Annotated in this window: 17 protein-coding genes; 12 read left to right on the forward strand and 5 right to left on the reverse strand. The window is 57.5% G+C overall.

Features of this window, described 5'->3' with window-relative positions:
* Positions 1 to 70: 70 nt before the first annotated feature.
* The 4 genes from glyQ to CAF65_RS09710 all read left to right on the forward strand — a co-directional run bounded on the left by glyQ (position 71) and on the right by CAF65_RS09710 (position 4,495).
* Complete coding sequence (glyQ, locus tag CAF65_RS09695) at positions 71 to 1,024, forward strand: glycine--tRNA ligase subunit alpha (protein WP_085716551.1); 954 nt, start codon at positions 71 to 73, stop codon at positions 1,022 to 1,024.
* Positions 1,021 to 3,075, forward strand: coding sequence for a glycine--tRNA ligase subunit beta (glyS, locus tag CAF65_RS09700; RefSeq protein ID WP_085716100.1), 2,055 nt, complete (start codon positions 1,021 to 1,023; stop codon positions 3,073 to 3,075). Before glyQ ends, glyS begins: the two co-directional genes overlap by 4 nt.
* Before the next feature lie 4 nt (positions 3,076 to 3,079).
* Positions 3,080 to 3,625, forward strand: coding sequence for a D-glycero-beta-D-manno-heptose 1,7-bisphosphate 7-phosphatase (gmhB, locus tag CAF65_RS09705; protein WP_178076685.1), 546 nt, complete (start codon positions 3,080 to 3,082; stop codon positions 3,623 to 3,625).
* A 90-nt stretch (positions 3,626 to 3,715) separates the two neighbouring features.
* Positions 3,716 to 4,495, forward strand: a complete 780-nt coding sequence (locus tag CAF65_RS09710; RefSeq protein WP_085716101.1) for a 1-acyl-sn-glycerol-3-phosphate acyltransferase — start codon at positions 3,716 to 3,718, stop codon at positions 4,493 to 4,495.
* Positions 4,496 to 4,710: 215 nt separating this feature from the next.
* On the opposite strand, the gene CAF65_RS09715 is transcribed toward CAF65_RS09710, so the two are convergent.
* A complete protein-coding gene (locus tag CAF65_RS09715; RefSeq protein ID WP_085716102.1) occupies positions 4,711 to 6,243 on the reverse strand; it encodes a sensor histidine kinase KdpD in 1,533 nt (510 codons plus the stop codon).
* A gap of 172 nt (positions 6,244 to 6,415) precedes the next feature.
* Between CAF65_RS09715 and CAF65_RS09720 the strand changes: the two genes are divergently transcribed.
* The gene (locus CAF65_RS09720; protein WP_085716103.1) at positions 6,416 to 7,132 is read left to right on the forward strand and encodes a response regulator transcription factor; all 717 of its coding nucleotides are present in this window, start codon (positions 6,416 to 6,418) and stop codon (positions 7,130 to 7,132) included.
* Between the two features lie 62 nt (positions 7,133 to 7,194).
* Here CAF65_RS09720 and gyrB read toward each other — a convergent pair whose 3' ends face one another.
* Genes gyrB through dnaA form a run of 4 tightly spaced genes read right to left on the reverse strand, consistent with a single transcriptional unit; the run spans position 7,195 to position 13,408 of the window.
* Positions 7,195 to 9,612 (reverse strand): DNA topoisomerase (ATP-hydrolyzing) subunit B, encoded by a 2,418-nt coding sequence (gene gyrB, locus CAF65_RS09725; protein ID WP_085716104.1) that lies wholly within the window; start codon positions 9,610 to 9,612, stop codon positions 7,195 to 7,197.
* 5 nt (positions 9,613 to 9,617) lie between these two features.
* A complete protein-coding gene (recF, locus tag CAF65_RS09730; RefSeq protein WP_085716105.1) occupies positions 9,618 to 10,721 on the reverse strand; it encodes a DNA replication/repair protein RecF in 1,104 nt (367 codons plus the stop codon).
* A gap of 20 nt (positions 10,722 to 10,741) precedes the next feature.
* Positions 10,742 to 11,845 carry a DNA polymerase III subunit beta gene (gene dnaN, locus CAF65_RS09735; protein ID WP_007969885.1) on the reverse strand — a complete coding sequence of 368 codons (1,104 nt, stop codon included), beginning with the start codon at positions 11,843 to 11,845 and terminating at the stop codon, positions 10,742 to 10,744.
* A gap of 39 nt (positions 11,846 to 11,884) precedes the next feature.
* Entirely contained in the window at positions 11,885 to 13,408 is a 1,524-nt protein-coding gene (dnaA, locus tag CAF65_RS09740; RefSeq protein WP_085716106.1) for a chromosomal replication initiator protein DnaA, read from the reverse strand.
* A 566-nt stretch (positions 13,409 to 13,974) separates the two neighbouring features.
* Between dnaA and rpmH the strand changes: the two genes are divergently transcribed.
* The 7 genes from rpmH (at position 13,975) to rsmG (ending at position 20,987) form a co-directional block, all read left to right on the forward strand.
* On the forward strand, positions 13,975 to 14,109 hold the full coding sequence (gene rpmH / locus CAF65_RS09745; RefSeq protein WP_003213577.1) for a 50S ribosomal protein L34: 135 nt from the start codon (positions 13,975 to 13,977) through the stop codon (positions 14,107 to 14,109).
* Positions 14,110 to 14,125: 16 nt separating this feature from the next.
* Complete coding sequence (gene rnpA / locus CAF65_RS09750; protein ID WP_218191720.1) at positions 14,126 to 14,527, forward strand: ribonuclease P protein component; 402 nt, start codon at positions 14,126 to 14,128, stop codon at positions 14,525 to 14,527.
* Entirely contained in the window at positions 14,520 to 14,765 is a 246-nt protein-coding gene (gene yidD / locus CAF65_RS09755) for a membrane protein insertion efficiency factor YidD (protein WP_010207715.1), read from the forward strand. The genes rnpA and yidD overlap by 8 nt, the downstream gene beginning before the upstream one ends.
* 2 nt (positions 14,766 to 14,767) lie before the next feature.
* Positions 14,768 to 16,447 (forward strand): membrane protein insertase YidC, encoded by a 1,680-nt coding sequence (yidC, locus tag CAF65_RS09760; RefSeq protein ID WP_085716108.1) that lies wholly within the window; start codon positions 14,768 to 14,770, stop codon positions 16,445 to 16,447.
* A 79-nt stretch (positions 16,448 to 16,526) separates the two neighbouring features.
* A complete protein-coding gene (gene mnmE, locus CAF65_RS09765; protein ID WP_085716109.1) occupies positions 16,527 to 17,897 on the forward strand; it encodes a tRNA uridine-5-carboxymethylaminomethyl(34) synthesis GTPase MnmE in 1,371 nt (456 codons plus the stop codon).
* Positions 17,898 to 18,447: 550 nt separating this feature from the next.
* Positions 18,448 to 20,346, forward strand: coding sequence for a tRNA uridine-5-carboxymethylaminomethyl(34) synthesis enzyme MnmG (gene mnmG, locus CAF65_RS09775; RefSeq protein ID WP_085716111.1), 1,899 nt, complete (start codon positions 18,448 to 18,450; stop codon positions 20,344 to 20,346).
* Positions 20,343 to 20,987: a 16S rRNA (guanine(527)-N(7))-methyltransferase RsmG gene (rsmG, locus tag CAF65_RS09780; RefSeq protein ID WP_007969895.1), complete on the forward strand. Its 645-nt coding sequence runs from the start codon at positions 20,343 to 20,345 to the stop codon at positions 20,985 to 20,987. Before mnmG ends, rsmG begins: the two co-directional genes overlap by 4 nt.
* Positions 20,988 to 20,995 lie beyond the last annotated feature (8 nt).

Below are 20,995 nucleotides of genomic sequence, written 5' to 3' on the forward strand. Positions count from 1 at the left end.
GGGCGTGCGCAGCCATGAATCGGGTATACTCCCGCTCTTTAAATCGCAGCCCAAGAAACAGGTGAATTTCGTGAGCCAGCCTACGCCAGCCGTGCGTACCTTCCAAGACTTGATCCTCGCCCTCCAGCAATACTGGGCCGAGCAAGGTTGCGTGGTACTTCAGCCCTACGATATGGAAGTAGGCGCCGGCACTTTCCACACTGCAACATTCCTGCGCGCCATTGGCCCGGAAACCTGGAACGCCGCCTACGTGCAGCCAAGCCGCCGTCCGACTGACGGCCGCTACGGCGAAAACCCGAACCGTCTGCAGCACTACTACCAGTTCCAGGTCGTCCTGAAGCCGAACCCGGACAACTTCCAGGAACTGTACCTGGGCTCCCTCAAGCGCGTCGGCCTGGACCCGCTGGTCCACGACATCCGTTTCGTCGAAGACAACTGGGAATCGCCGACCCTCGGCGCCTGGGGTCTGGGCTGGGAAGTCTGGCTCAACGGCATGGAAGTGACCCAGTTCACCTATTTCCAGCAAGCGGGCGGCATCGAGTGCTACCCAGTGACCGGCGAGATCACCTACGGTCTCGAGCGTCTGGCCATGTACCTGCAAGGCGTGGACTCGGTCTACGACCTGGTCTGGGCTGACGGCCCGTTCGGCAAAGTGACCTACGGCGACGTGTTCCACCAGAACGAAGTGGAACAGTCGACCTACAACTTCGAACACGCCAACGTCGACAAGCTGTTCGAACTGTTCGATTTCTACGAAAGCGAAGCCAAGCGCCTGATCGAACTCGAGCAGCCGCTGCCGTTGCCGAGCTACGAAATGGTGTTGAAGGCTTCCCACACCTTCAACCTGCTGGATGCGCGCCGGGCAATCTCGGTGACTGCACGTCAGCAATACATCCTGCGTGTACGCACCCTGGCGCGTTCCGTTGCGCAAGCCTACCTGCTGGCTCGCGCCAAGCTGGGCTTCCCGATGGCAACCCCGGACCTGCGTGATGAAGTACTGGCCAAGCTGGAGGCTGCACAATGAGTGCTCTGGATTTTCTGGTTGAACTGGGCACTGAAGAACTGCCACCCAAAGCCCTGAACACCCTGGCCGAGGCGTTCCTCGCCGGTATCGACAAGGGCCTGCAAGCTGCCGGCCTGAACTACGAAACCAAAACCGTTTACGCCGCCCCGCGCCGCCTGGCCGTGCTGATCACCGCACTGGCCACCCAGCAGCCGGATCGGAGCATCAACCTCGACGGCCCGCCACGCCAGGCGGCATTCGATGCCGAAGGCAACCCGACCCAGGCGGCCCTGGGTTTTGCCAAGAAATGCGGCGTCGAGCTGAGCGAAATCGACCAGAGCGGCCCGAAACTGCGCTACAGCCAGAGCATTTCCGGCAAGCCGACAGCAAGCCTGCTGCCGACCATCGTCGAAGATTCCCTGAACGACCTGCCGATCCCGAAACGCATGCGTTGGGGTGCGCACAAGGAAGAGTTCGTTCGTCCGACCCAATGGCTGGTAATGCTGCTCGGTGACCAGGTCATCGACTGCACCATCCTCGCCCAGAAGGCCGGCCGCGATTCCCGCGGTCACCGCTTCCATCACCCGCAAAGCGTGCGCATCGGTTCGCCGTCCAGCTACCTGGCCGACCTGCGTGCCGCCTACGTACTGGCCGACGCCAACGAACGTCGCGAAATCATCAGCAAGCGCACCGAAGAACTGGCTACCCGCCAGGAAGGCACGGCAATCGTTCCGCCAGCCCTGCTCGATGAAGTGACCGCGCTGGTCGAATGGCCAGTACCGCTGGTGTGCTCGTTCGAGGAGCGCTTCCTCGACGTGCCGCAAGAAGCACTGATCACCACCATGCAGGACAACCAGAAGTATTTCTGCCTGCTGGACGCCGACGGCAAGTTGCTGCCACGTTTCATTACCGTGGCCAACATCGAAAGCAAAGACCCGCAGCAGATCATCGCCGGTAACGAGAAAGTGGTTCGCCCACGCCTGACCGACGCCGAGTTCTTCTTCAAGCAAGACAAGAAGCAGAAACTCGAAGACTTCAACCAGCGCCTGCAAAACGTTGTATTCCAGGAAAAACTCGGCAGCGTCTACGACAAGGCCGAGCGCGTATCCAGGCTGGCCGCGTTCATCGCTCAGCGCATCGGCGGCAATGCTGCGTGGGCAGCCCGCGCGGGCCTGCTGTCGAAGTGCGACCTGGCGACCGAGATGGTCGGCGAGTTCCCGGAGATGCAAGGTGTCGCCGGTTACTACTACGCCCTCAACGACGGTGAGCCGGAAGATGTCGCACTGGCCCTGAACGAGCAGTACATGCCGCGCGGTGCTGGCGCTGAACTGCCGAGCACCCTGACCGGTGCGGCCGTGGCCATCGCCGACAAGCTCGATACCCTCGTGGGTATCTTCGGCATCGGCATGCTGCCGACCGGCAGCAAAGACCCGTATGCCCTGCGCCGTGCCGCACTGGGCGTGTTGCGCATCCTGATCGAGAAACAACTGGACCTGGACCTGACCGACGCCGTGGCCTTCGCCGTGGATGCGTTCGGTGCCAAGGTCAAGGCTGCCGGCCTCAATGACTCGGTGCTGGAGTTCATCTTCGACCGTCTGCGTGCCCGTTACGAAGACGAAGGCGTCGACGTTGCCACCTACCTGTCGGTACGTGCCCTGAAGCCTGGCTCGGCCCTCGACTTCGACCAGCGCGTGCAAGCGGTAGAGGCCTTCCGCAAACTGCCGGAAGCCGCAGCCCTGGCCGCCGTTAACAAACGAGTGTCGAACCTGCTGAGCAAGGTCGAAGGCTCGGTGCCTACCGTCGTAGAAGCCAAGTACTTCGACAATGCCAACGAGTTCTCCCTGTACTCGGCGATCCAGCAGGCTGACCAGGCTGTGCAGCCAATGGCCGCCTCGCGCCAATACAGCGAATCCCTGGCACGCCTGGCTGCACTGCGCGAGCCGGTGGATGCGTTCTTCGAAGCCGTGATGGTCAACGCGGAGGACGCAAAGGTTCGCGCCAACCGTTATGCATTGCTGGCGCGTCTGCGTGGGTTGTTCCTCGGCGTTGCCGACATTTCGCTGCTGGGCTGAGGAGTTGCTGTTGAAACTGCTGATTCTCGATCGGGACGGAGTGATCAATTACGACTCCGACGCTTACATCAAGTCGGTGGAGGAGTGGATTCCACTCCCCGGCTCGATCGAAGCCATCGCGCAGTTGAGCAAGGCCGGCTGGACGGTAGCGGTCGCTACCAACCAGTCGGGCATCGCTCGCGGCTATTACGACCTCGCCACCCTGGATGCCATGCACGAGCGGTTGCGCGCGCTGGTGGCGGAGCAGGGCGGTGAAGTCGGCCTGATCGTCTACTGCCCCCACGGGCCGGACGAAGGCTGCGATTGCCGCAAGCCGAAACCCGGGATGTTGAAAACCATCGCCGCTCATTACAACGTGTCGCTGACCGATCTCTGGTTCGTCGGCGACAGCCTTGGTGACCTGGAAGCCGCCAAAGCCGTCGATTCACAGCCAGTTTTGGTAAAGACCGGGAAAGGCGAAAAGACTTTGGGCAAGACCCTTCCGGTTGGCACATTGATTTTTGACGATCTGGCGGCGATTGCCGCAGAACTTGTGCACAAATGCACTTAACCAAGTGTGCGCTTCTGAAATTCCTGGCATAGGATGATAGGGAAGTGCGCTTTACATAGGCGGGTATTTCCCGCAACGGTAAACGTCACCATGTCGATATTGCAGGCCATCAGAACCTTCCTCTTTTACCTGCTGCTGGGCACCAGTTCCTTGCTGTGGTGCAGCCTGAGCTTTTTTATCGCGCCGTTTCTGCCTTTCAAGGCACGTTATCGCTTCATCAACGTGTACTGGTGCCGCTGCGCCTTGTGGCTGAGCAACGTGTTTCTGGGTATTCGCTACGAAGTGAAGGGTGCCGAGAACGTACCGAAACAGCCTTGCGTCATTCAGTCGAACCACCAAAGCACGTGGGAGACTTTTTTTCTCTCCGCCTACTTCTCACCGCTGAGCCAGGTGCTCAAACGTGAGTTGCTCTATGTGCCGTTCTTCGGTTGGGCCATGGCCATGCTGCGACCGATCGCCATCGATCGCGACAACCCGAAAGCCGCGCTCAAGCATGTGGCGCAGAAAGGTGATGAGTTGCTCAAGGACAATGTCTGGGTGCTGATCTTCCCCGAAGGCACGCGCGTTCCTTACGGCACCATCGGAAAGTTCTCGCGCGGTGGCAGCGCATTGGCGGTCAACGCCGAATTGCCCGTACTGCCGATTGCGCACAACGCAGGCAAGTTCTGGCCGAAAAACGGTTGGGCGAAGAAGCAGGGTGTCATCACTGTGATCATTGGCGCACCGATGTATGCCGAAGGCACAGGACCACGAGCCATTGCTGAATTGAACGACCGGGTCCAGGCGTGGAACGAACAGATGCAACGGGAAATGGGCTCGCTGCCACCTGCTCCGCAAGCGCCGGTTTCAAACGATCAGGTGACTGTCTGAGATTCTGTGGATAACCTGTGTACCACCTCATTGAAAATCGTCGTTATTTGCACGTAACCTTATGATTTTTATTAAAATTTATTTGAATTATAAAAACCATAAAAACGTGCATAAGTTTTTTTAGGACGTAAAAAAGCCGGCTGATATAGCCGGTTTTTTATGCTCGGAGCAATCGCAGACTACCGTCATGATCGAGCAACCTGGATCGTTCGCTTTCATTCCGTTAACAAAGGAAATTGCAGCCTGAATGTCGTGCCCAGCCCCACCTCGCTCCTGCACTCGATTCGCCCGCCGTGCCGATCCACAACGGCTTTGACCATCGACAATCCCAATCCCACGCCATCGATGCCCTGGGCGGAAGAAAAGCGCCGATATTGGCTGAACAATTCGGGTAACTCCTCAGCGGCAATACCTTTGCCCTGATCGATGAGCTCGCAGATCAGCCAGCTGTCGTGTTGACTGACATGCAAACGGATACGAGTACCTGAAACACTGTACTTGATGGCATTTTCCAGCAGGTTGAACAACGCCCGGGTCAGCAGCGCCTGATCCGCCAGTACCAGACTTTCCTGTGCCTCCTCTTCTACTTGATGAACCAGTTCGATCTGTTTCAACTGCGCGATGGGCAGCGCCTGATCGAACACATCCAGCACCAGCATCGCAAACAGGCTCGGCTGAAACTGATAAGCCTCGGATTCGGCCCTCGCCAGCTGAACGAAACCGTCACTCATTTCCAGGGCCCGGCGTACCTGTAGCTCGATTTGATCAAAGAGTGGCGAATCACCGCCCACTTGATGACGATGGACATCGAGCAACGCAAGGATGGCCGAGTGGGGCGCCCGCAGGTCGTGAGACAGAAACCGCAACAGGACCGCGCGCTGCTCCTCCGCCTCGCGTTCAACACTCAAATCAGTCAGGTTCCATAGCCAGCCGACCGGAACCTCACCATCTACCGGCAATAACTCGGCACGCTCCAGACGCAGGCTGCGCTCCTTGAGGTCGCGAAACTCCAGCAACGGCAATGTCGATAAAGACGAACCCGGCTTGTGGCTCATATCCGGATAACCGAGCTGTTTGAGTCGTTCCAGTACATCATCGCCGACCAGATATCCACCAAACAGGTCACGGGCCTTGCGGTTGCCGAGCAGGATCTGCCCCTGGGGATCGCTGATCAACGTGGCCACCGGCAAGTATTCCAGGCCATCGGCGATGAATCGGTGGGTATCGCGGGTCAGGCTCATGGCTTGTTCCAGCGCCATGATTTGTTTCTGCAGACGGTCGCCACCGGAGTACTGGGCACGACGGCGCTCCGGAAACACTTTCGGCTCGCTGTCCAGCCGCGCCAATTCCCATCCGAAATAGGTCAGTACCACACTGAGGCGCCGCCAGTTCCAGATCAGATAGCCAAACAGCATCCCCAACACTGCAGGCGTCGGTGACCACCACCATTTCTTGAACTCCGCGAGTCCGGCACTGGTCAGCAACGTACACGCCATCCCCGTAAGCGTCAGCCAGAGCGCCAGGCGCGGACGCCACAGCAATAGCCCGAGTACGCACGTCACCAGACCAAGGGAAAGCAATGCGCTCAAGCCAGGGGATGCATCGTCCAGGTTAACTTGCGCGCGGTAGGACAGCAGTGTCGTCAGCGGCAACAGCACAAGACTTATCCACAACCACTCGCGCACCAATTGCCGAAACAATCGCTGTACCTGGCTTGGCTCGCGGCTTTCATGGCGTTGGTCAAACATGGCCAACAGGGCAGGGCGGAGTGAATGATTTCATGGTTCCTGCGTCTAAGGTCTCGACTCAAGGAATCATAGCGGACGCCGCGACCAACGGCGGGCCACTTGCTTTCACTGTGTCAATTGAGCCGCTATCGTCGATAAACAGCTGCCCAAGCGCGACAAGGAATCACTGTGTATGCGCATTGCGATTCTGGACGATGAGCCCGCCGAATTACGCCGGGTCGAACAAACCCTGCAACAGATGGCCGAAGCCGGGGAGCAGCCGTGGTCGCTGCACAGCTTCGAACGAACCGAGGAGCTGATGCGTCAACTGCGTCGGGAAACCTTCGACCTGCTGATCCTCGACTGGCAACTGCCCGACCTCACAGGGTTTTCATTGCTGCTATGGACCCGCGAACACATGGAAGTGCCGCCTGCGACAATCATGCTCACCAGTCGTGACAGCGAAAGCGATATCGTTCAGGCCCTGAATGCCGGCGCCGATGACTACGTCAGCAAACCGTTCCGCCCCAATGAACTGAAGGCCCGTGTTGGTGCGGTACTGCGCCGACATGGCCAGCAGCGCGCAGCTACCGAGGGATTAAGCTTCAATGATCTGGTTTTCGACGACGCCGAGCTGACCGTCACCCGCGACGGCAAACCGATCGTCATGACCGAACGCGAGTACCGCCTGGCGCATTGCCTGTTCAGCAACCTCGGTCGACCGCTATCGCGGGATTACCTGTACGAACGATTCTGGTCCCATGAAGAAATGTCGTCGTCACGACCGCTGGACACTCACATCTATCGCCTGCGCAACAAGCTTGGGCTGACGGCGGATCGCGGTTGGCAGTTGCTGACGATTTATGGGTATGGGTATCGGTTGGAGAGTGTGACGCCGGTGAGTGAGTGAAACGCAGGCAATAAAAAAGGCCAATGCAGATGCATTGGCCTTTTTGTTGGCGTCGACCGGGATCAGAAATCCAGGTTGGACACCGCCAGGGCGTTGCTTTCGATGAAGTCACGACGAGGCTCGACCGCATCACCCATCAGGGTGTTGAAGATCTGGTCCGCGCCAATGGCGTCTTCGATGGTCACTTTCAGCATGCGGCGCACGCTTGGGTCCATGGTGGTTTCCCACAGCTGATCCGGGTTCATCTCGCCCAGACCTTTGTATCGCTGGATGGTGTGACGCTTGGTGCTTTCGGCCATCAGCCAGTCCAGGGCTTCCTTGAACTCGGTGACCGATTTACGGCGTTCGCCACGCTGGATGTACGCGCCATCGTCGAGCAGGGTGCTCAGTTGAGCGCCCAGGGAAACGACAGTCTTGTAGTCGTTGCTGCCGAAGAAATCGCGGTTGAAGGTGACGTAGTTGGACAGGCCGTGGGAGATCAGTTCGACCTCTGGCAGCCACACGCCACGCTCGCGGTCTTCGCGCAGGCTGGCCTTGTAGACCAGGCCCGACTTCTCGACGGTGCGCAGACGCACTTCGTACTGGGCCAGCCAATCCTGCATCGCTGCGTGATCGGACAGTTGCTCCATGCTGACAGCCGGCAGGTAGATGAAGTGCTCGGTCAGTTCCTGTGGATACAGGCGCGACAGGCGCTTGAGGGTCTTCATCACCAGACGGAAGTCATTCACCAGACGCTCAAGGGCTTCGCCGGAGATACCCGGCGCATCCTCGTTCAGGTGCAGGCTCGCATCTTCCAGGGCCGACTGCGTCATGTACTCTTCCATGGCGTCGTCGTCTTTGATGTATTGCTCTTGCTTGCCTTTCTTCACTTTGTACAGCGGCGGCTGAGCGATGTAGATGTAGCCACGCTCGATCAGCTCCGGCAACTGGCGGAAGAAGAAGGTCAGCAGCAGGGTACGGATGTGTGAACCGTCGACGTCAGCATCGGTCATGATGATGATGTTGTGATAGCGCAACTTGTCGATGTTGTATTCTTCGCGACCGATGCCGCAACCCAGCGCGGTGATCAAGGTGCCCACTTCCTGGGAAGAGATCATCTTGTCGAAGCGCGCCTTCTCGACGTTCAGGATTTTACCCTTGAGGGGCAGAATCGCCTGGGTCTTGCGGTTACGTCCCTGCTTGGCAGAGCCGCCCGCGGAGTCACCTTCCACAAGGTACAGTTCGGACAGGGCAGGGTCCTTTTCCTGGCAGTCGGCCAGTTTGCCTGGCAGGCCGGCGATATCCAGCGCGCCTTTGCGACGAGTCATCTCGCGGGCTTTACGTGCCGCTTCACGGGCACGCGCCGCGTCGATCATCTTGCCGACGACCAGCTTGGCTTCGTTAGGGTTTTCCAGCAGGAAGTCGGAGAAGTACTTGCCCATTTCCTGTTCGACCGCGGTCTTCACTTCGGAAGACACCAATTTGTCTTTGGTCTGGGAGCTGAACTTCGGATCCGGCACTTTCACCGAAATGATCGCGGTCAGGCCTTCACGGGCGTCGTCACCTGTGGTGGCGACCTTGTGCTTCTTCGCCAGGCCTTCGGCTTCGATGTAGGTGTTCAGGTTACGCGTCAACGCGGAACGGAAACCTACCAGGTGAGTACCGCCGTCACGCTGCGGAATGTTGTTGGTGAAGCACAACAGGTTCTCGTTGAAGCTGTCGTTCCACTGCAGGGCGATTTCCACGCCGATGCCGTCTTCACGCTGGATGTTGAAGTGGAACACCTGGTTGACCGGGGTCTTGTTGGTGTTCAGATATTCAACGAACGCACGCAGGCCGCCTTCGTATTTGAACAGCTCTTCCTTGCCGCTGCGCTCGTCCTTGAGGACGATACCGACACCGGAGTTGAGGAAGGACAGTTCACGAATCCGCTTGGCCAGGATGTCCCAGCTGAAGTGGATGTTCTTGAAGGTTTCGCTGGAAGCCTTGAAGTGGATCTGTGTACCGGTGGTTTCGCTGTCGCCAACGATTTTCATCGGCTCTTGCGGAACACCGTGGACGTAAGTCTGTTCCCAGATCTTGCCGCTACGGCGAACGGTCAGGACCAGCTCTTCCGACAGGGCGTTAACTACCGACACACCCACACCGTGCAGACCGCCGGAAACCTTGTAGGAGTTGTCGTCGAATTTACCGCCGGCGTGCAGCACGGTCATGATGACCTCGGCTGCCGAAACGCCTTCTTCTTTGTGTACGTCTACCGGGATGCCACGGCCGTTGTCGCGAACGGTGATGGACTCATCCGGGTGGATGGTGATGCTGATGTCGTCGCAGTAGCCGGCGAGCGCTTCGTCGATCGAGTTGTCGACCACCTCGAACACCATGTGGTGCAGGCCGCTGCCATCGTCGGTATCACCAATATACATACCGGGACGTTTGCGTACGGCATCCAGGCCTTTCAGCACTTTAATGCTCGTTGAGTCGTACGTATTTTCTTCGCTCAATGCCTTCACTCCCGATGGTCGTGGGTCTGGGTGATACGGCCCTGTTCCACGTGGAACAGAGCGACTGGCGTTTCCGTCTGCCAGCCTTCCCTCAATAATTCGTGATCTACACAGGTGATAAATACCTGGCAGCGTAAGTCTTCCAACAAGCGGCAAAGCGCGCGACGGTGGTGCTCGTCCAGTTCGGACGGCAAGTCATCCACCAGATAAATACACTGACCGCGTCGAGCCTGGCTGACCAGGTGCCCCTGGGCAATCCGTAATGCGCAAACCACCAACTTCTGCTGGCCACGGGACAAGATGTCCGCGGCGTTGTGCGCGCCCAGTCTGAGACGCAAATCAGCACGTTGTGGTCCGGCTTGGGTATGTCCCATTTGCTGGTCTCGCTGAAGAGATCCGGCGAGCACGGCACTCAGTTCACGGTCCTTGTCCCAGCCGCGGTAATAGCTGAGCGTCAAGCCTTCAAGCTCAACCAGTTCGCTCAAGGTTTGTTCAAAGACTGGTTTCAAGGCTTTGATATAAGCGCGGCGGTATTCATCAATTTCAGCGCTGGCCTGGCACAGTTCCCTGTCCCAAACCGCTTGCGAAACGGCGTCAAGTGTACCATGCCGCAGCCAAGAGTTTCTCTGGCGCAGGGCCTTCTGCAAGCGCTGCCAGGTTGACATGAAGCGCGGTTCCACGTGGAACACCCCCCAGTCTAGAAACTGTCGGCGAATCTTCGGCGCACCTTCCAGCAATCGAAAGCTGTCCGGATTGATCAGTTGCAGTGGCAGGATCTCTGCCAGTTGCGCGGCGCTGCGTGCATTCTGCCCATCGATACGGATCTGAAATTCGCCTTGGCGATCCCGGGAAATGCCCAAGGCACTTTGCCCGCCCTCCGCCAGTTCAACCTGGCCAAAGACCGTGCATGCCAGTTGTTCGTATTGAATGACCGGCAACAGGCGGGTGCTGCGAAACGAACGGGCAAGCCCCAGCAGATGGATGGCTTCCAGAACACTGGTTTTGCCGCTGCCGTTGGCGCCGTAAAGAATATTGATGCGGGAGGAGGGGGAGAAGGTCACCGGGTGCAGATTGCGCACCGCGGTGACCGAGACGCGACTTAAGGACATCTAGCTTCTGCTGAGCATGATTACAGACGCATCGGCATGACAACGTAGGCCGAGTCGTCGTTATCCGATTCCTGCACCAGTGCGCTGCTGTTGGAGTCGGACAGGATCAGACGAACCTGCTCGGTGGTCATCACGCCCAGTACGTCGAGCAGGTAGCTCACGTTGAAGCCGATTTCCAGAGAGCCACCGTTGTATTCAACGCCCACTTCTTCTTCCGCTTCTTCCTGCTCCGGGTTGTTCGCCTGGATCTTCAACTGACCGCTGGCCAGTTGCAGACGGATACCACGGTACTTTTCGTTGGACAGAATCGCGGTACGGCTGAACGCTTCGCGCAGAGCCTGGCGATCGCCAAGAACCAGCTTGTCGCCGCCTTTTGGCAGAACGCGTTCGTAGTCCGGGAATTTGCCGTCGACCAGCTTCGAGGTGAAGGTGAATTCACCAGTGGTGGCGCGGATGTGGTGCTGACCCAGTACGATGCTGACATTGCCGTCCGGCTCTGTGAGCAGGCGTGCCAGCTCGAGGATACCTTTGCGCGGCACGATGACCTGGTGACGATCCGGCTGGCCGATATCGGCCTGCATCGAGCACATGGCCAGACGGTGACCGTCGGTGGCGACGGCACGGATCACACCAGCAGAGACTTCCAGCAGCATGCCATTGAGGTAGTAACGCACGTCCTGCTGGGCCATGGCGAAGCTGGTGCGCTCAATCAGGCGACGCAGTTTGCTTTGCTCCAGGCTGCAGGTCAGCGAACCCGGGCCTTCTTCCACGGTGGGGAAATCGTTTGCCGGCAGTGTCGACAGGGTGAAGCGGCTACGACCGGCCTTGACCACGAGCTTCTGCTCATCGACCTTGATATCGATCAGCGCATCGTTCGGCAGGCTTTTGCAGATATCCATCAGCTTGCGCGCCGGCACGGTGATGGAACCCGGATCCGCCGGCTCTTCGAGTTGAACACGACCGACCAGCTCGACTTCCAGGTCGGTACCGGTCAGCGACAATTGCTGGCCTTCGACAACCAGCAGCACGTTGGAGAGCACCGGCAAGGTCTGTCGGCGCTCAACGACGCCTGCGACCAGTTGCAGGGGTTTCAACAGGGCTTCGCGTTGAATGGTGAAATGCATGGTCTAGTCCCTTGCCTTAATTAGCTGCGCTGGTGTTCATCAAGTGGTCAGCGTACGCAGCAGGTTCTTGTAGTCCTCGCGGATGTCCGCGTCGGATTCCTTAAGTTCGTTGATCTTGCGGCATGCGTGCAAAACCGTCGTATGGTCGCGACCGCCAAACACATCACCGATTTCCGGCAAGCTGTGGTTGGTCAGTTCCTTGGACAACGCCATGGCGACCTGACGCGGACGAGCGACCGAACGCGAACGGCGTTTGGACAGCAAGTCGGAGATCTTGATCTTGTAGTACTCGGCGACAGTGCGCTGAATGTTATCCACAGAGACCAGTTTATCCTGCAACGCCAACAAGTCCTTCAGGGATTCGCGAATCAGCTCGATGGTGATATCGCGGCCCATGAAGTGCGAGTGGGCGATCACGCGTTTGAGCGCACCTTCCAGCTCACGGACGTTGGAGCGAATACGTTGGGCAATGAAGAACGCGGCGTCGTGAGGCAGCTCGACTTTGGCCTGATCGGCCTTTTTCATCAGGATTGCCACGCGGGTTTCCAGCTCCGGAGGCTCGACCGCTACGGTCAGGCCCCAGCCAAAGCGGGATTTGAGGCGTTCTTCAAGGCCTTCGATTTCTTTCGGGTAGCGGTCACTGGTGAGAATGACCTGCTGACCACCTTCGAGCAGGGCGTTGAAGGTGTGGAAAAACTCTTCCTGGGAACGCTCCTTGCGGGCGAAGAACTGAATGTCATCGATCAGCAAAGCATCCACTGAACGGTAGAAGCGCTTGAACTCGTTGATCGCATTCAGTTGCAGGGCCTTGACCATGTCCGCCACGAAACGCTCGGAATGCAGGTACACGACCTTGGCATTCGGGTTCTTCTTTAACAGGTGGTTACCCACTGCGTGCATCAAGTGGGTTTTACCCAGGCCGACGCCTCCATAAAGGAAGAGAGGGTTGTAACCGTGCTTGGGGTTGTCTGCCACCTGCCAGGCGGCGGCGCGCGCCAACTGGTTGGATTTACCCTCAACGAAATTCTCGAAGGTAAAGGTGCGGTTCAGGTAACTGGTGTGCTTGAGCGCACCTTCGACCTGCACGGTACGTTGCTCGGCACGAACCGGAGCCTGTTGCGAACTGGCGCCGGCCATCGGGTCGAAGCTGTCACGGGAAGGTTCTTCCTCGGTGACCTCTGCCACTTTTTGCGTGGCACGCTTGGTCGAAGCCGCGGCAGGTGCTGGCGGCGGCGGGCTGGCGGGCGCTTGAGTAGCCTGGGCCTGGGAAGCCGCGGCAGCCAGGGGAGCGTTTGGCGCGGCACGGGGTGCCGAACTGCGTTTGCTGCCTATTAATAAGGAAAGCGCAGGCGCCATGCCATTGCCGTGCTCGTCGAGCAATTCGAGAACACGCCCCAGGTACTTTTCGTTGACCCAGTCCAGAACAAAACGATTGGGTGCATACACACGCAACTCGTCGCCTTCGGCTTCGACCTGTAGTGGACGGATCCAAGTGTTGAATTGTTGGGCAGGCAGCTCATCGCGCAGAAGCTCCACGCACTGCTGCCAAAGTTCCACTGACACGGATATCCCCTAAGTTGAAAGCCGGTGAGGCAAAAACAAGCGGCCATTGTAACGACCAGACGCCGACTTATCCACACGAAGGTGGTTCATCGACCAAGAAGAATCGCCCATTTATACGCAAAAAAGACGACCAGTGGTCTGTGCATAAGCTCTGTGGATAACCGGGGTTAAGGTCATTGCACAAATGGGGGCGAAACTCGGTGGATAACCAGCCTGTGGATAAACCGCCCCTCCGCACACAGGTTATCCGACAGCGCAACACAGGCTGAACACCGTTTTCCACTGTAGTTGTCATTCTCTGTACATCAGGTAAAACAAGGGCTTAAATGACTTATCCACAGATGGGAGAGTGCCTAGCTTTTATAAGCTTTACAGAAAAGCTTTAAATACTTTCCTTTCTTATTTTTATATTTGCCGACGGTTCGTTCAGCGCAAAACCTCTGGAGATCTATTTATAAGGAAACGCTGGTTGGAAATTGACCTGAGGGCTTGCTTTCTCTAGAATCCCCGGTCTCTTAAAACGGGGGCCATTCCGGCCCGTTGTGGACGAATCAGGTAACACGACAATGAAACGTACTTTCCAACCAAGCACTATCAAACGCGCTCGTACCCACGGTTTCCGTGCTCGCATGGCTACCAAGAACGGTCGTGCCGTCCTGTCGCGTCGTCGCGCCAAAGGTCGTGCGCGTCTGGCAGTTTGATAATCCGGCACTGGAGGTGAGTCAGGACTTCAGTCGGGAAAAGCGTCTGCTTACCCCCCGGCATTTCAAGGCAGTCTTTGACTCCCCTACCGGCAAGGTTCCGGGGAAAAATCTCCTGCTCCTTGCGCGCAACAACGATCTTGATCACCCCCGTCTCGGGTTGGTTATCGGGAAAAAGAGCGTAAAGCTCTCCGTCGAGCGCAATCGCCTCAAACGTCTGATGCGCGAATCGTTTCGCCTGAACCAGGATTCACTGGTCGGTTGGGACATTGTTATCGTCGCGCGCAAAGGTTTGGGTGACGTAGAAAACCCCGAATTGATTCAGCATTTCGGCAAGCTCTGGAAACGCCTGGCTCGCAATTCGCCAGTACCAGCAGTCAAAACCGAAACTGTAGGGGTAGACAGCCCAGATGCGTAAACTGGCACTCGTTCCGATCCAGTTTTATCGCTATGCCATTAGTCCCCTGATGGCCAGTCACTGTCGTTTCTACCCCAGTTGTTCCTGCTACGCGTTAGAAGCCATCGAAAATCATGGCCTTCTTCGCGGTGGCTGGCTGACCTTTCGTCGTTTAGGTCGCTGTCATCCGTGGAATCCCGGTGGTTATGACCCGGTTCCACCTATCCCTACCTCCCGTTCTTCTTCGATGGCCGAGTAATCATGGATATCAAACGCACGATCCTGATCGTCGCCCTGGCAATCGTGTCCTACGTTATGGTTCTTAAATGGAACCAGGACTATGGCCAGGCTGCCCTGCCGACTCAGAATGTTGCCACCAATACGACTGCATCGGGCCTGCCGGATACGGCATCTGGCTCCAACGCTTCCGCCAGTGACGACATTCCACGTGCTGCAAGCGACACCAGCGCACCTGCCGAAACGCCGGTAGCTGTGAGCAAGGACCTCATCCAGATCAAAACGGATGTACTGGACCTGGCTATCGACCCGCAAGGTGGCGATGTTGCCCAACTGACCCTGCCGCTGTATCCGCGTCGTCAGGATCACCCGGAAATTCCGTTCCAGCTGTTCGATAACGGCGGCGAACGTACTTATCTGGCGCAAAGCGGCCTGATCGGCACCAACGGTCCGGATGCCAATCCGGCCGGTCGTCCGGTTTACTCCGCGGAGAAGAAGGTTTATCAACTGGCTGACGGTCAGGACCAATTGGTCGTAGACCTGAAGTTCAGCAAGGACGGCGTCAACTACATCAAGCGTTTCACCCTGAAACGCGGCCTGTACGACGTAACCGTTTCCTACCTGATCGACAACCAGAGCGCCCAGCCCTGGACTGGTGCGATGTTTGCCCAGTTGAAACGTGACGCCAGCGCCGATCCTTCGTCAACCACGGCTACCGGCACCGCGACTTACCTGGGCGCGGCCCTGTGGACAAGTTCCGAGCCGTACAAGAAAGTGTCCATGAAGGACATGGACAAGGCACCGCTCAAGGAAACCGTCACTGGCGGTTGGGTTGCCTGGTTGCAGCACTACTTCGTGACCGCATGGATTCCGGCCAAGGGCGAAAACAACATCGTCCAGACCCGTAAAGACAGCAAAGGCAACTACATCATCGGCTACACCGGCCCATCAATGAGTGTTGCGCCAGGTGCCAAGGCCGAGACCAGCGCTGTTCTGTACGCCGGTCCGAAAAGCCAGGCCGTGCTGAAACAGTTATCCCCAGGTCTGGAACTGACGGTCGACTACGGCATTCTGTGGTTTATCGCCCAACCGATCTTCTGGTTGCTGCAACACATCCACGCCATTGTGGGTAACTGGGGCTGGTCGATCATCTTCCTGACCATGCTGATCAAAGGGATCTTCTTCCCGCTGTCGGCTGCCAGCTACAAATCCATGGCGCGCATGCGTGCAGTGGCACCGAAACTGGCCGCGCTGAAAGAGCAACATGGCGATGACCGGCAGAAAATGTCGCAAGCCATGATGGAGCTGTACAAGAAAGAGAAGATCAATCCGCTGGGCGGTTGCTTGCCAATCCTTGTGCAGATGCCGGTTTTCCTCTCGCTGTACTGGGTTCTGCTGGAAAGCGTCGAGATGCGTCAGGCGCCGTTCATGCTGTGGATTACTGACCTGTCGATCAAGGATCCGTTCTTCATTCTGCCGATCATCATGGGTGCAACCATGTTCATCCAGCAGCAGCTGAACCCGACTCCACCGGATCCGATGCAGGCCAAGGTAATGAAGCTGATGCCAATCATCTTCACCTTCTTCTTCCTGTGGTTCCCGGCGGGTCTGGTGCTGTACTGGGTAGTGAACAACTGCCTGTCGATCGCCCAACAGTGGTACATCACACGTAAGATCGAAGCGGCTACCAAAGCAGCTGCCTGATTTACACTGTGGATAACCACTCAAAACGCCCCCTAGTGGGGCGTTTTGCTATCTGTCACTTTTGTCTGGATACCGGTTTATGAGCGTTCCTCGTGAAACCATCGCAGCCGTCGCCACCGCTCAAGGTCGCGGCGGTGTAGGCATCGTGCGTATTTCCGGGCCGTTGGCCAGTGCTGCGGCCAAGGCCTTCAGTGGTCGCGAACTCAAGCCGCGATTTGCCCACTATGGTCCGTTTCTCGGTGAAAACGGCGAGGTGCTGGATCAGGGCATCGCGCTGTATTTTCCAGGGCCAAACTCGTTCACCGGCGAAGATGTGCTGGAACTCCAGGGTCATGGCGGCCCGATCGTTCTGGATATGTTGCTCAAGCGCTGCCTTGAACTGGGTTGTCGTCTCGCCCGACCGGGGGAATTCAGTGAGCGCGCCTTCCTCAACGACAAACTGGACCTCGCTCAGGCCGAGGCGATTGCCGACCTGATTGAAGCCAGTTCCGCCCAGGCTGCGCGAAACGCGTTGCGCTCCCTGCAGGGTGCATTCTCGTCACGTGTGCATAACCTCACCGAGCAACTGATCGGCCTGCGAATCTATGTCGAAGCGGCCATCGATTTCCCGGAAGAGGAAATCGACTTTCTCGCCGATGGCCACGTCCTGAGCATGCTCGACAAAGTTCGCGACGAGTTATCCACCGTCATGCGCGAAGCCGGGCAGGGCGCCTTGCTGCGAGACGGTATGACCGTGGTCATTGCCGGCCGTCCGAATGCCGGTAAATCCAGCCTGCTCAATGCACTGGCCGGGCGTGAAGCGGCGATCGTGACCGAAATTGCCGGCACCACCCGGGATGTGCTTCGGGAACATATTCACATCGATGGTATGCCCCTGCATGTGGTGGATACCGCCGGACTGCGCGATACCGATGACCATGTGGAAAAAATCGGTGTCGAGCGAGCCTTGAAAGCCATTGGCGAAGCGGACCGGGTGCTGCTGGTGGTCGACGCCACGGCTCCGGAAGCCCTCGATCCATTCGCACTATGGCCGGAATTTCTCGAAATCCGTCCCGATCCCGCGAAAGTGACCCTGATCCGTAACAAGGCCGACCTTACGGGCGAAGCCATTGCCATCGAGGTCAGCGACGATGGCCACGTCACCATCAGCCTGAGCGCCAAGTCCGGTGGTGTCGGCCTGGAGCTGCTGCGCGACCACCTGAAGGCCTGCATGGGCTACGAGCAAACGTCCGAAAGCAGTTTCAGTGCTCGCCGGCGACACCTGGAGGCGCTAGGTCATGCCAGTGCTGCTCTCGAACATGGTCGCGCCCAATTGACCCTGGCCGGTGCCGGTGAGTTGTTGGCCGAGGATCTGCGCCAGGCTCAGCAATCGCTGGGAGAAATCACCGGCGCCTTCAGCTCTGACGATCTGTTGGGGCGAATTTTCTCCAGCTTCTGCATCGGTAAGTAGCCCTCCTGTTGTTCACAGACAGGCCATTCGCGCCTGTCTGCTCCCTCCTTTTCTGAATAATCCTTCCAGTGCCGAGCGGAATTTGTCTGCTTGAGCGGAATTCCTGCACCTGAATTTCGCGCAAACAGGACTTTTCTGTGGATTAAGCCCTGTGAATAAACGCCGCTAAGGTCAGTTGATAACAGGGCCCGAAAACTGAACATAACCGCCTCTGTGGATAACAACCCCTTTCATCCACAGGCTTACACCGGTTATCCAAGGGCCTCATTGGCACATGAACACAGGGTTTTGAATCTCTGTACACATTGAAAATAAAGGGCTGTGTAGATCTATCCACAGAAAGGCATGTGCATAGAAATAAACATAAAAACAAAGATTTAATAAATTTCTCTCTTTTTAATTTCTATAACTCCGACTTTTCCACAGCTGGTTAAATTTTGTGCAAAGGGTTCTTTAGGAGGGGCGAAGTCCCTATACTTGTCGACCAGGTCCGAAAACCTGAGCTCAAACTATTCCTGAATTACCTACTTAAGCAGGCACGAGGTGCGTGGTGGATTTCCCTTCCCGTTTTGAAGTGATCGTCATCGGCGGCGGTCATGCCGGTACCGAGGCAGCACTGGCCTCAGCACGTATGGGGGTTAAAACCCTGTTGCTGACGCATAACGTGGAAACCCTCGGTGCCATGAGTTGCAACCCGGCCATTGGCGGGATCGGCAAAAGCCACCTGGTCAAGGAAATCGATGCCCTCGGCGGCGCGATGGCCATGGCTACCGATAAAGGCGGCATCCAGTTTCGCGTGTTGAACAGCCGTAAAGGCCCCGCTGTGCGAGCAACCCGCGCACAGGCAGACCGGGTTCTGTACAAGGCCGCTGTCCGCGAAATCCTGGAAAACCAGCCGAACCTGTGGATATTTCAACAGGCTGCAGACGATCTGATCGTCGAGCAGGAACAAGTCCGTGGTGTTGTTACCCAGATGGGCCTGCGTTTCTTCGCAGATTCCGTGGTATTGACCACCGGCACGTTCCTCGGTGGACTTATCCACATCGGTTTGCAGAATTTTTCCGGTGGTCGTGCCGGTGATCCACCATCGATCGCGCTGGCTCATCGTCTGCGTGAACTGCCATTGCGTGTGGGTCGTTTGAAAACCGGTACTCCACCGCGTATCGACAGCCGGTCTGTGGATTTCTCGGTGATGACCGAACAACCGGGCGATACACCGATCCCGGTGATGTCGTTCATGGGCAACAAGGAACAGCATCCACAGCAGGTAAGTTGCTGGATTACCCACACGAATGCGCGCACCCACGAAATCATTGCCGCGAACCTCGACCGTTCGCCGATGTATTCCGCTGCCGGTGAGATCGAAGGCATCGGCCCGCGTTACTGCCCGTCAATCGAAGACAAGATCCATCGCTTTGCCGACAAGGAAAGCCACCAGGTCTTCATCGAACCGGAAGGCCTGACGACAAACGAGCTGTATCCGAACGGGATATCCACATCCCTGCCGTTCGACGTGCAACTGCAGATCGTGCAATCGATCCGCGGCATGGAAAACGCGCACATCGTGCGACCGGGCTACGCCATCGAGTATGACTACTTCGACCCGCGTGACCTGAAGTACAGCCTGGAAACCAAAGTCATTGGCGGGCTGTTCTTCGCCGGGCAAATCAACGGCACCACCGGTTACGAAGAAGCCGGCGCCCAAGGTCTGTTGGCTGGAACCAACGCTGCACTGCGTGCACAAGGCAAAGAAGCCTGGTGCCCGCGTCGCGACGAGGCCTATATCGGCGTATTGGTCGACGACCTGATTACCCTCGGTACCCAAGAGCCGTACCGGATGTTCACCTCCCGTGCCGAATACCGTCTGATTCTGCGTGAAGACAACGCCGACCTGCGCCTGACCGAAAAAGGCCGCGAACTGGGCCTGGTGGATGACGTGCGTTGGGCGGCTTTCTGCAAGAAACGCGAAAACATCGAACTGGAAGAGCAGCGTCTGAAAAGTACCTGGGTTCGCCCGGGCACTGAACAAGGCGATGCGATCGCAGAAAAATTCGGCACGCCGCTGACGCACGAATACAACCTGCTCAATCTCTTGAGCCGTCCGGAAATCGACTACGCTGGTCTGATCGAAGTGACCGGTGACGGGGCAGAAGATCCACAGGTGGCCGAGCAGGTCGAGATCAAGACCAAATACGCCGGTTACATCGATCGTCAACAGGACGAAATCGCCCGCTTGCGAGCCAGCGAGGATACCAAACTGCCTGTGGATATCGATTACACGAATATTTCCGGTCTCTCCAAAGAGATCCAGAGCAAGCTCGGTGCGACCCGTCCAGAGACTTTGGGCCAGGCTTCGCGTATCCCGGGCGTAACGCCGGCAGCCATTTCGCTGTTGATGATTCATTTGAAAAAACGCGGCGCGGGCCGTCAGTTGGAGCAAAGCGCTTGAGTTCGTTGGTCACTTCGCAACATGCAGAAGAGTTATCCACAGGCGCCCGCCAGCTTGGCGTCACGCTGACAGAAACCCAGCACGCGCAACTGCTGGGCTATCTGGCCCTGTTGATCAAATGGAACAAGGCTTACAACCTCACCGCCGTGCGTGATCCGGACGAAATGGTGTCCCGTCATCTGCTTGACAGTCTGAGCGTGATGTCATTCATCGAAAACGGACGCTGGCTTGACGTCGGCAGCGGCGGCGGCATGCCTGGCATCCCGTTGGCCATCCTGTTTCCAGAGTCCCAAGTGACCTGCCTGGACAGCAACGGCAAGAAAACCCGCTTTCTGACTCAGGTCAAACTCGAACTCAAACTGGATAACCTGCAAGTTATCCACAGTCGCGTCGAAGCGTTCCAGCCTGCCCAGCCATTCAATGGGATCATCTCCCGTGCGTTCAGCAGCATGGAAAACTTCAGCAACTGGACTCGCCACCTCGGCGATAGCGAAACACGCTGGCTGGCAATGAAGGGCGTTCATCCGGCCGATGAGCTGGTAGCATTGCCGGCAGACTTCCACCTCGATAGCGAACACGCCCTGGCCGTACCTGGTTGCCAAGGCCAACGCCATCTGCTGATACTGCGCCGCACGGCATGATTGGGAAC

It is taken from the genome of Pseudomonas sp. B28(2017), assembly GCF_002113025.1.
Classification (GTDB): Bacteria; Pseudomonadota; Gammaproteobacteria; order Pseudomonadales; family Pseudomonadaceae; genus Aquipseudomonas.

What these genes read in the sequence shown, in the direction of transcription:
- CAF65_RS09715 (WP_085716102.1), bottom strand. Translation starts at nt 6,243, where the DNA reads ATGTTTGACCAACGCCATGAAAGCCGCGAGCCAAGCCAGGTACAGCGA.
- dnaN (WP_007969885.1), bottom strand. Translation starts at nt 11,845, where the DNA reads ATGCATTTCACCATTCAACGCGAAGCCCTGTTGAAACCCCTGCAACTG.
- mnmE (WP_085716109.1), top strand. Translation starts at nt 16,527, where the DNA reads ATGAGCGTTCCTCGTGAAACCATCGCAGCCGTCGCCACCGCTCAAGGT.
- rpmH (WP_003213577.1), top strand. Translation starts at nt 13,975, where the DNA reads ATGAAACGTACTTTCCAACCAAGCACTATCAAACGCGCTCGTACCCAC.
- CAF65_RS09710 (WP_085716101.1), top strand. Translation starts at nt 3,716, where the DNA reads ATGTCGATATTGCAGGCCATCAGAACCTTCCTCTTTTACCTGCTGCTG.
- CAF65_RS09720 (WP_085716103.1), top strand. Translation starts at nt 6,416, where the DNA reads ATGCGCATTGCGATTCTGGACGATGAGCCCGCCGAATTACGCCGGGTC.
- recF (WP_085716105.1), bottom strand. Translation starts at nt 10,721, where the DNA reads ATGTCCTTAAGTCGCGTCTCGGTCACCGCGGTGCGCAATCTGCACCCG.
- glyS (WP_085716100.1), top strand. Translation starts at nt 1,021, where the DNA reads ATGAGTGCTCTGGATTTTCTGGTTGAACTGGGCACTGAAGAACTGCCA.
- yidD (WP_010207715.1), top strand. Translation starts at nt 14,520, where the DNA reads ATGCGTAAACTGGCACTCGTTCCGATCCAGTTTTATCGCTATGCCATT.
- yidC (WP_085716108.1), top strand. Translation starts at nt 14,768, where the DNA reads ATGGATATCAAACGCACGATCCTGATCGTCGCCCTGGCAATCGTGTCC.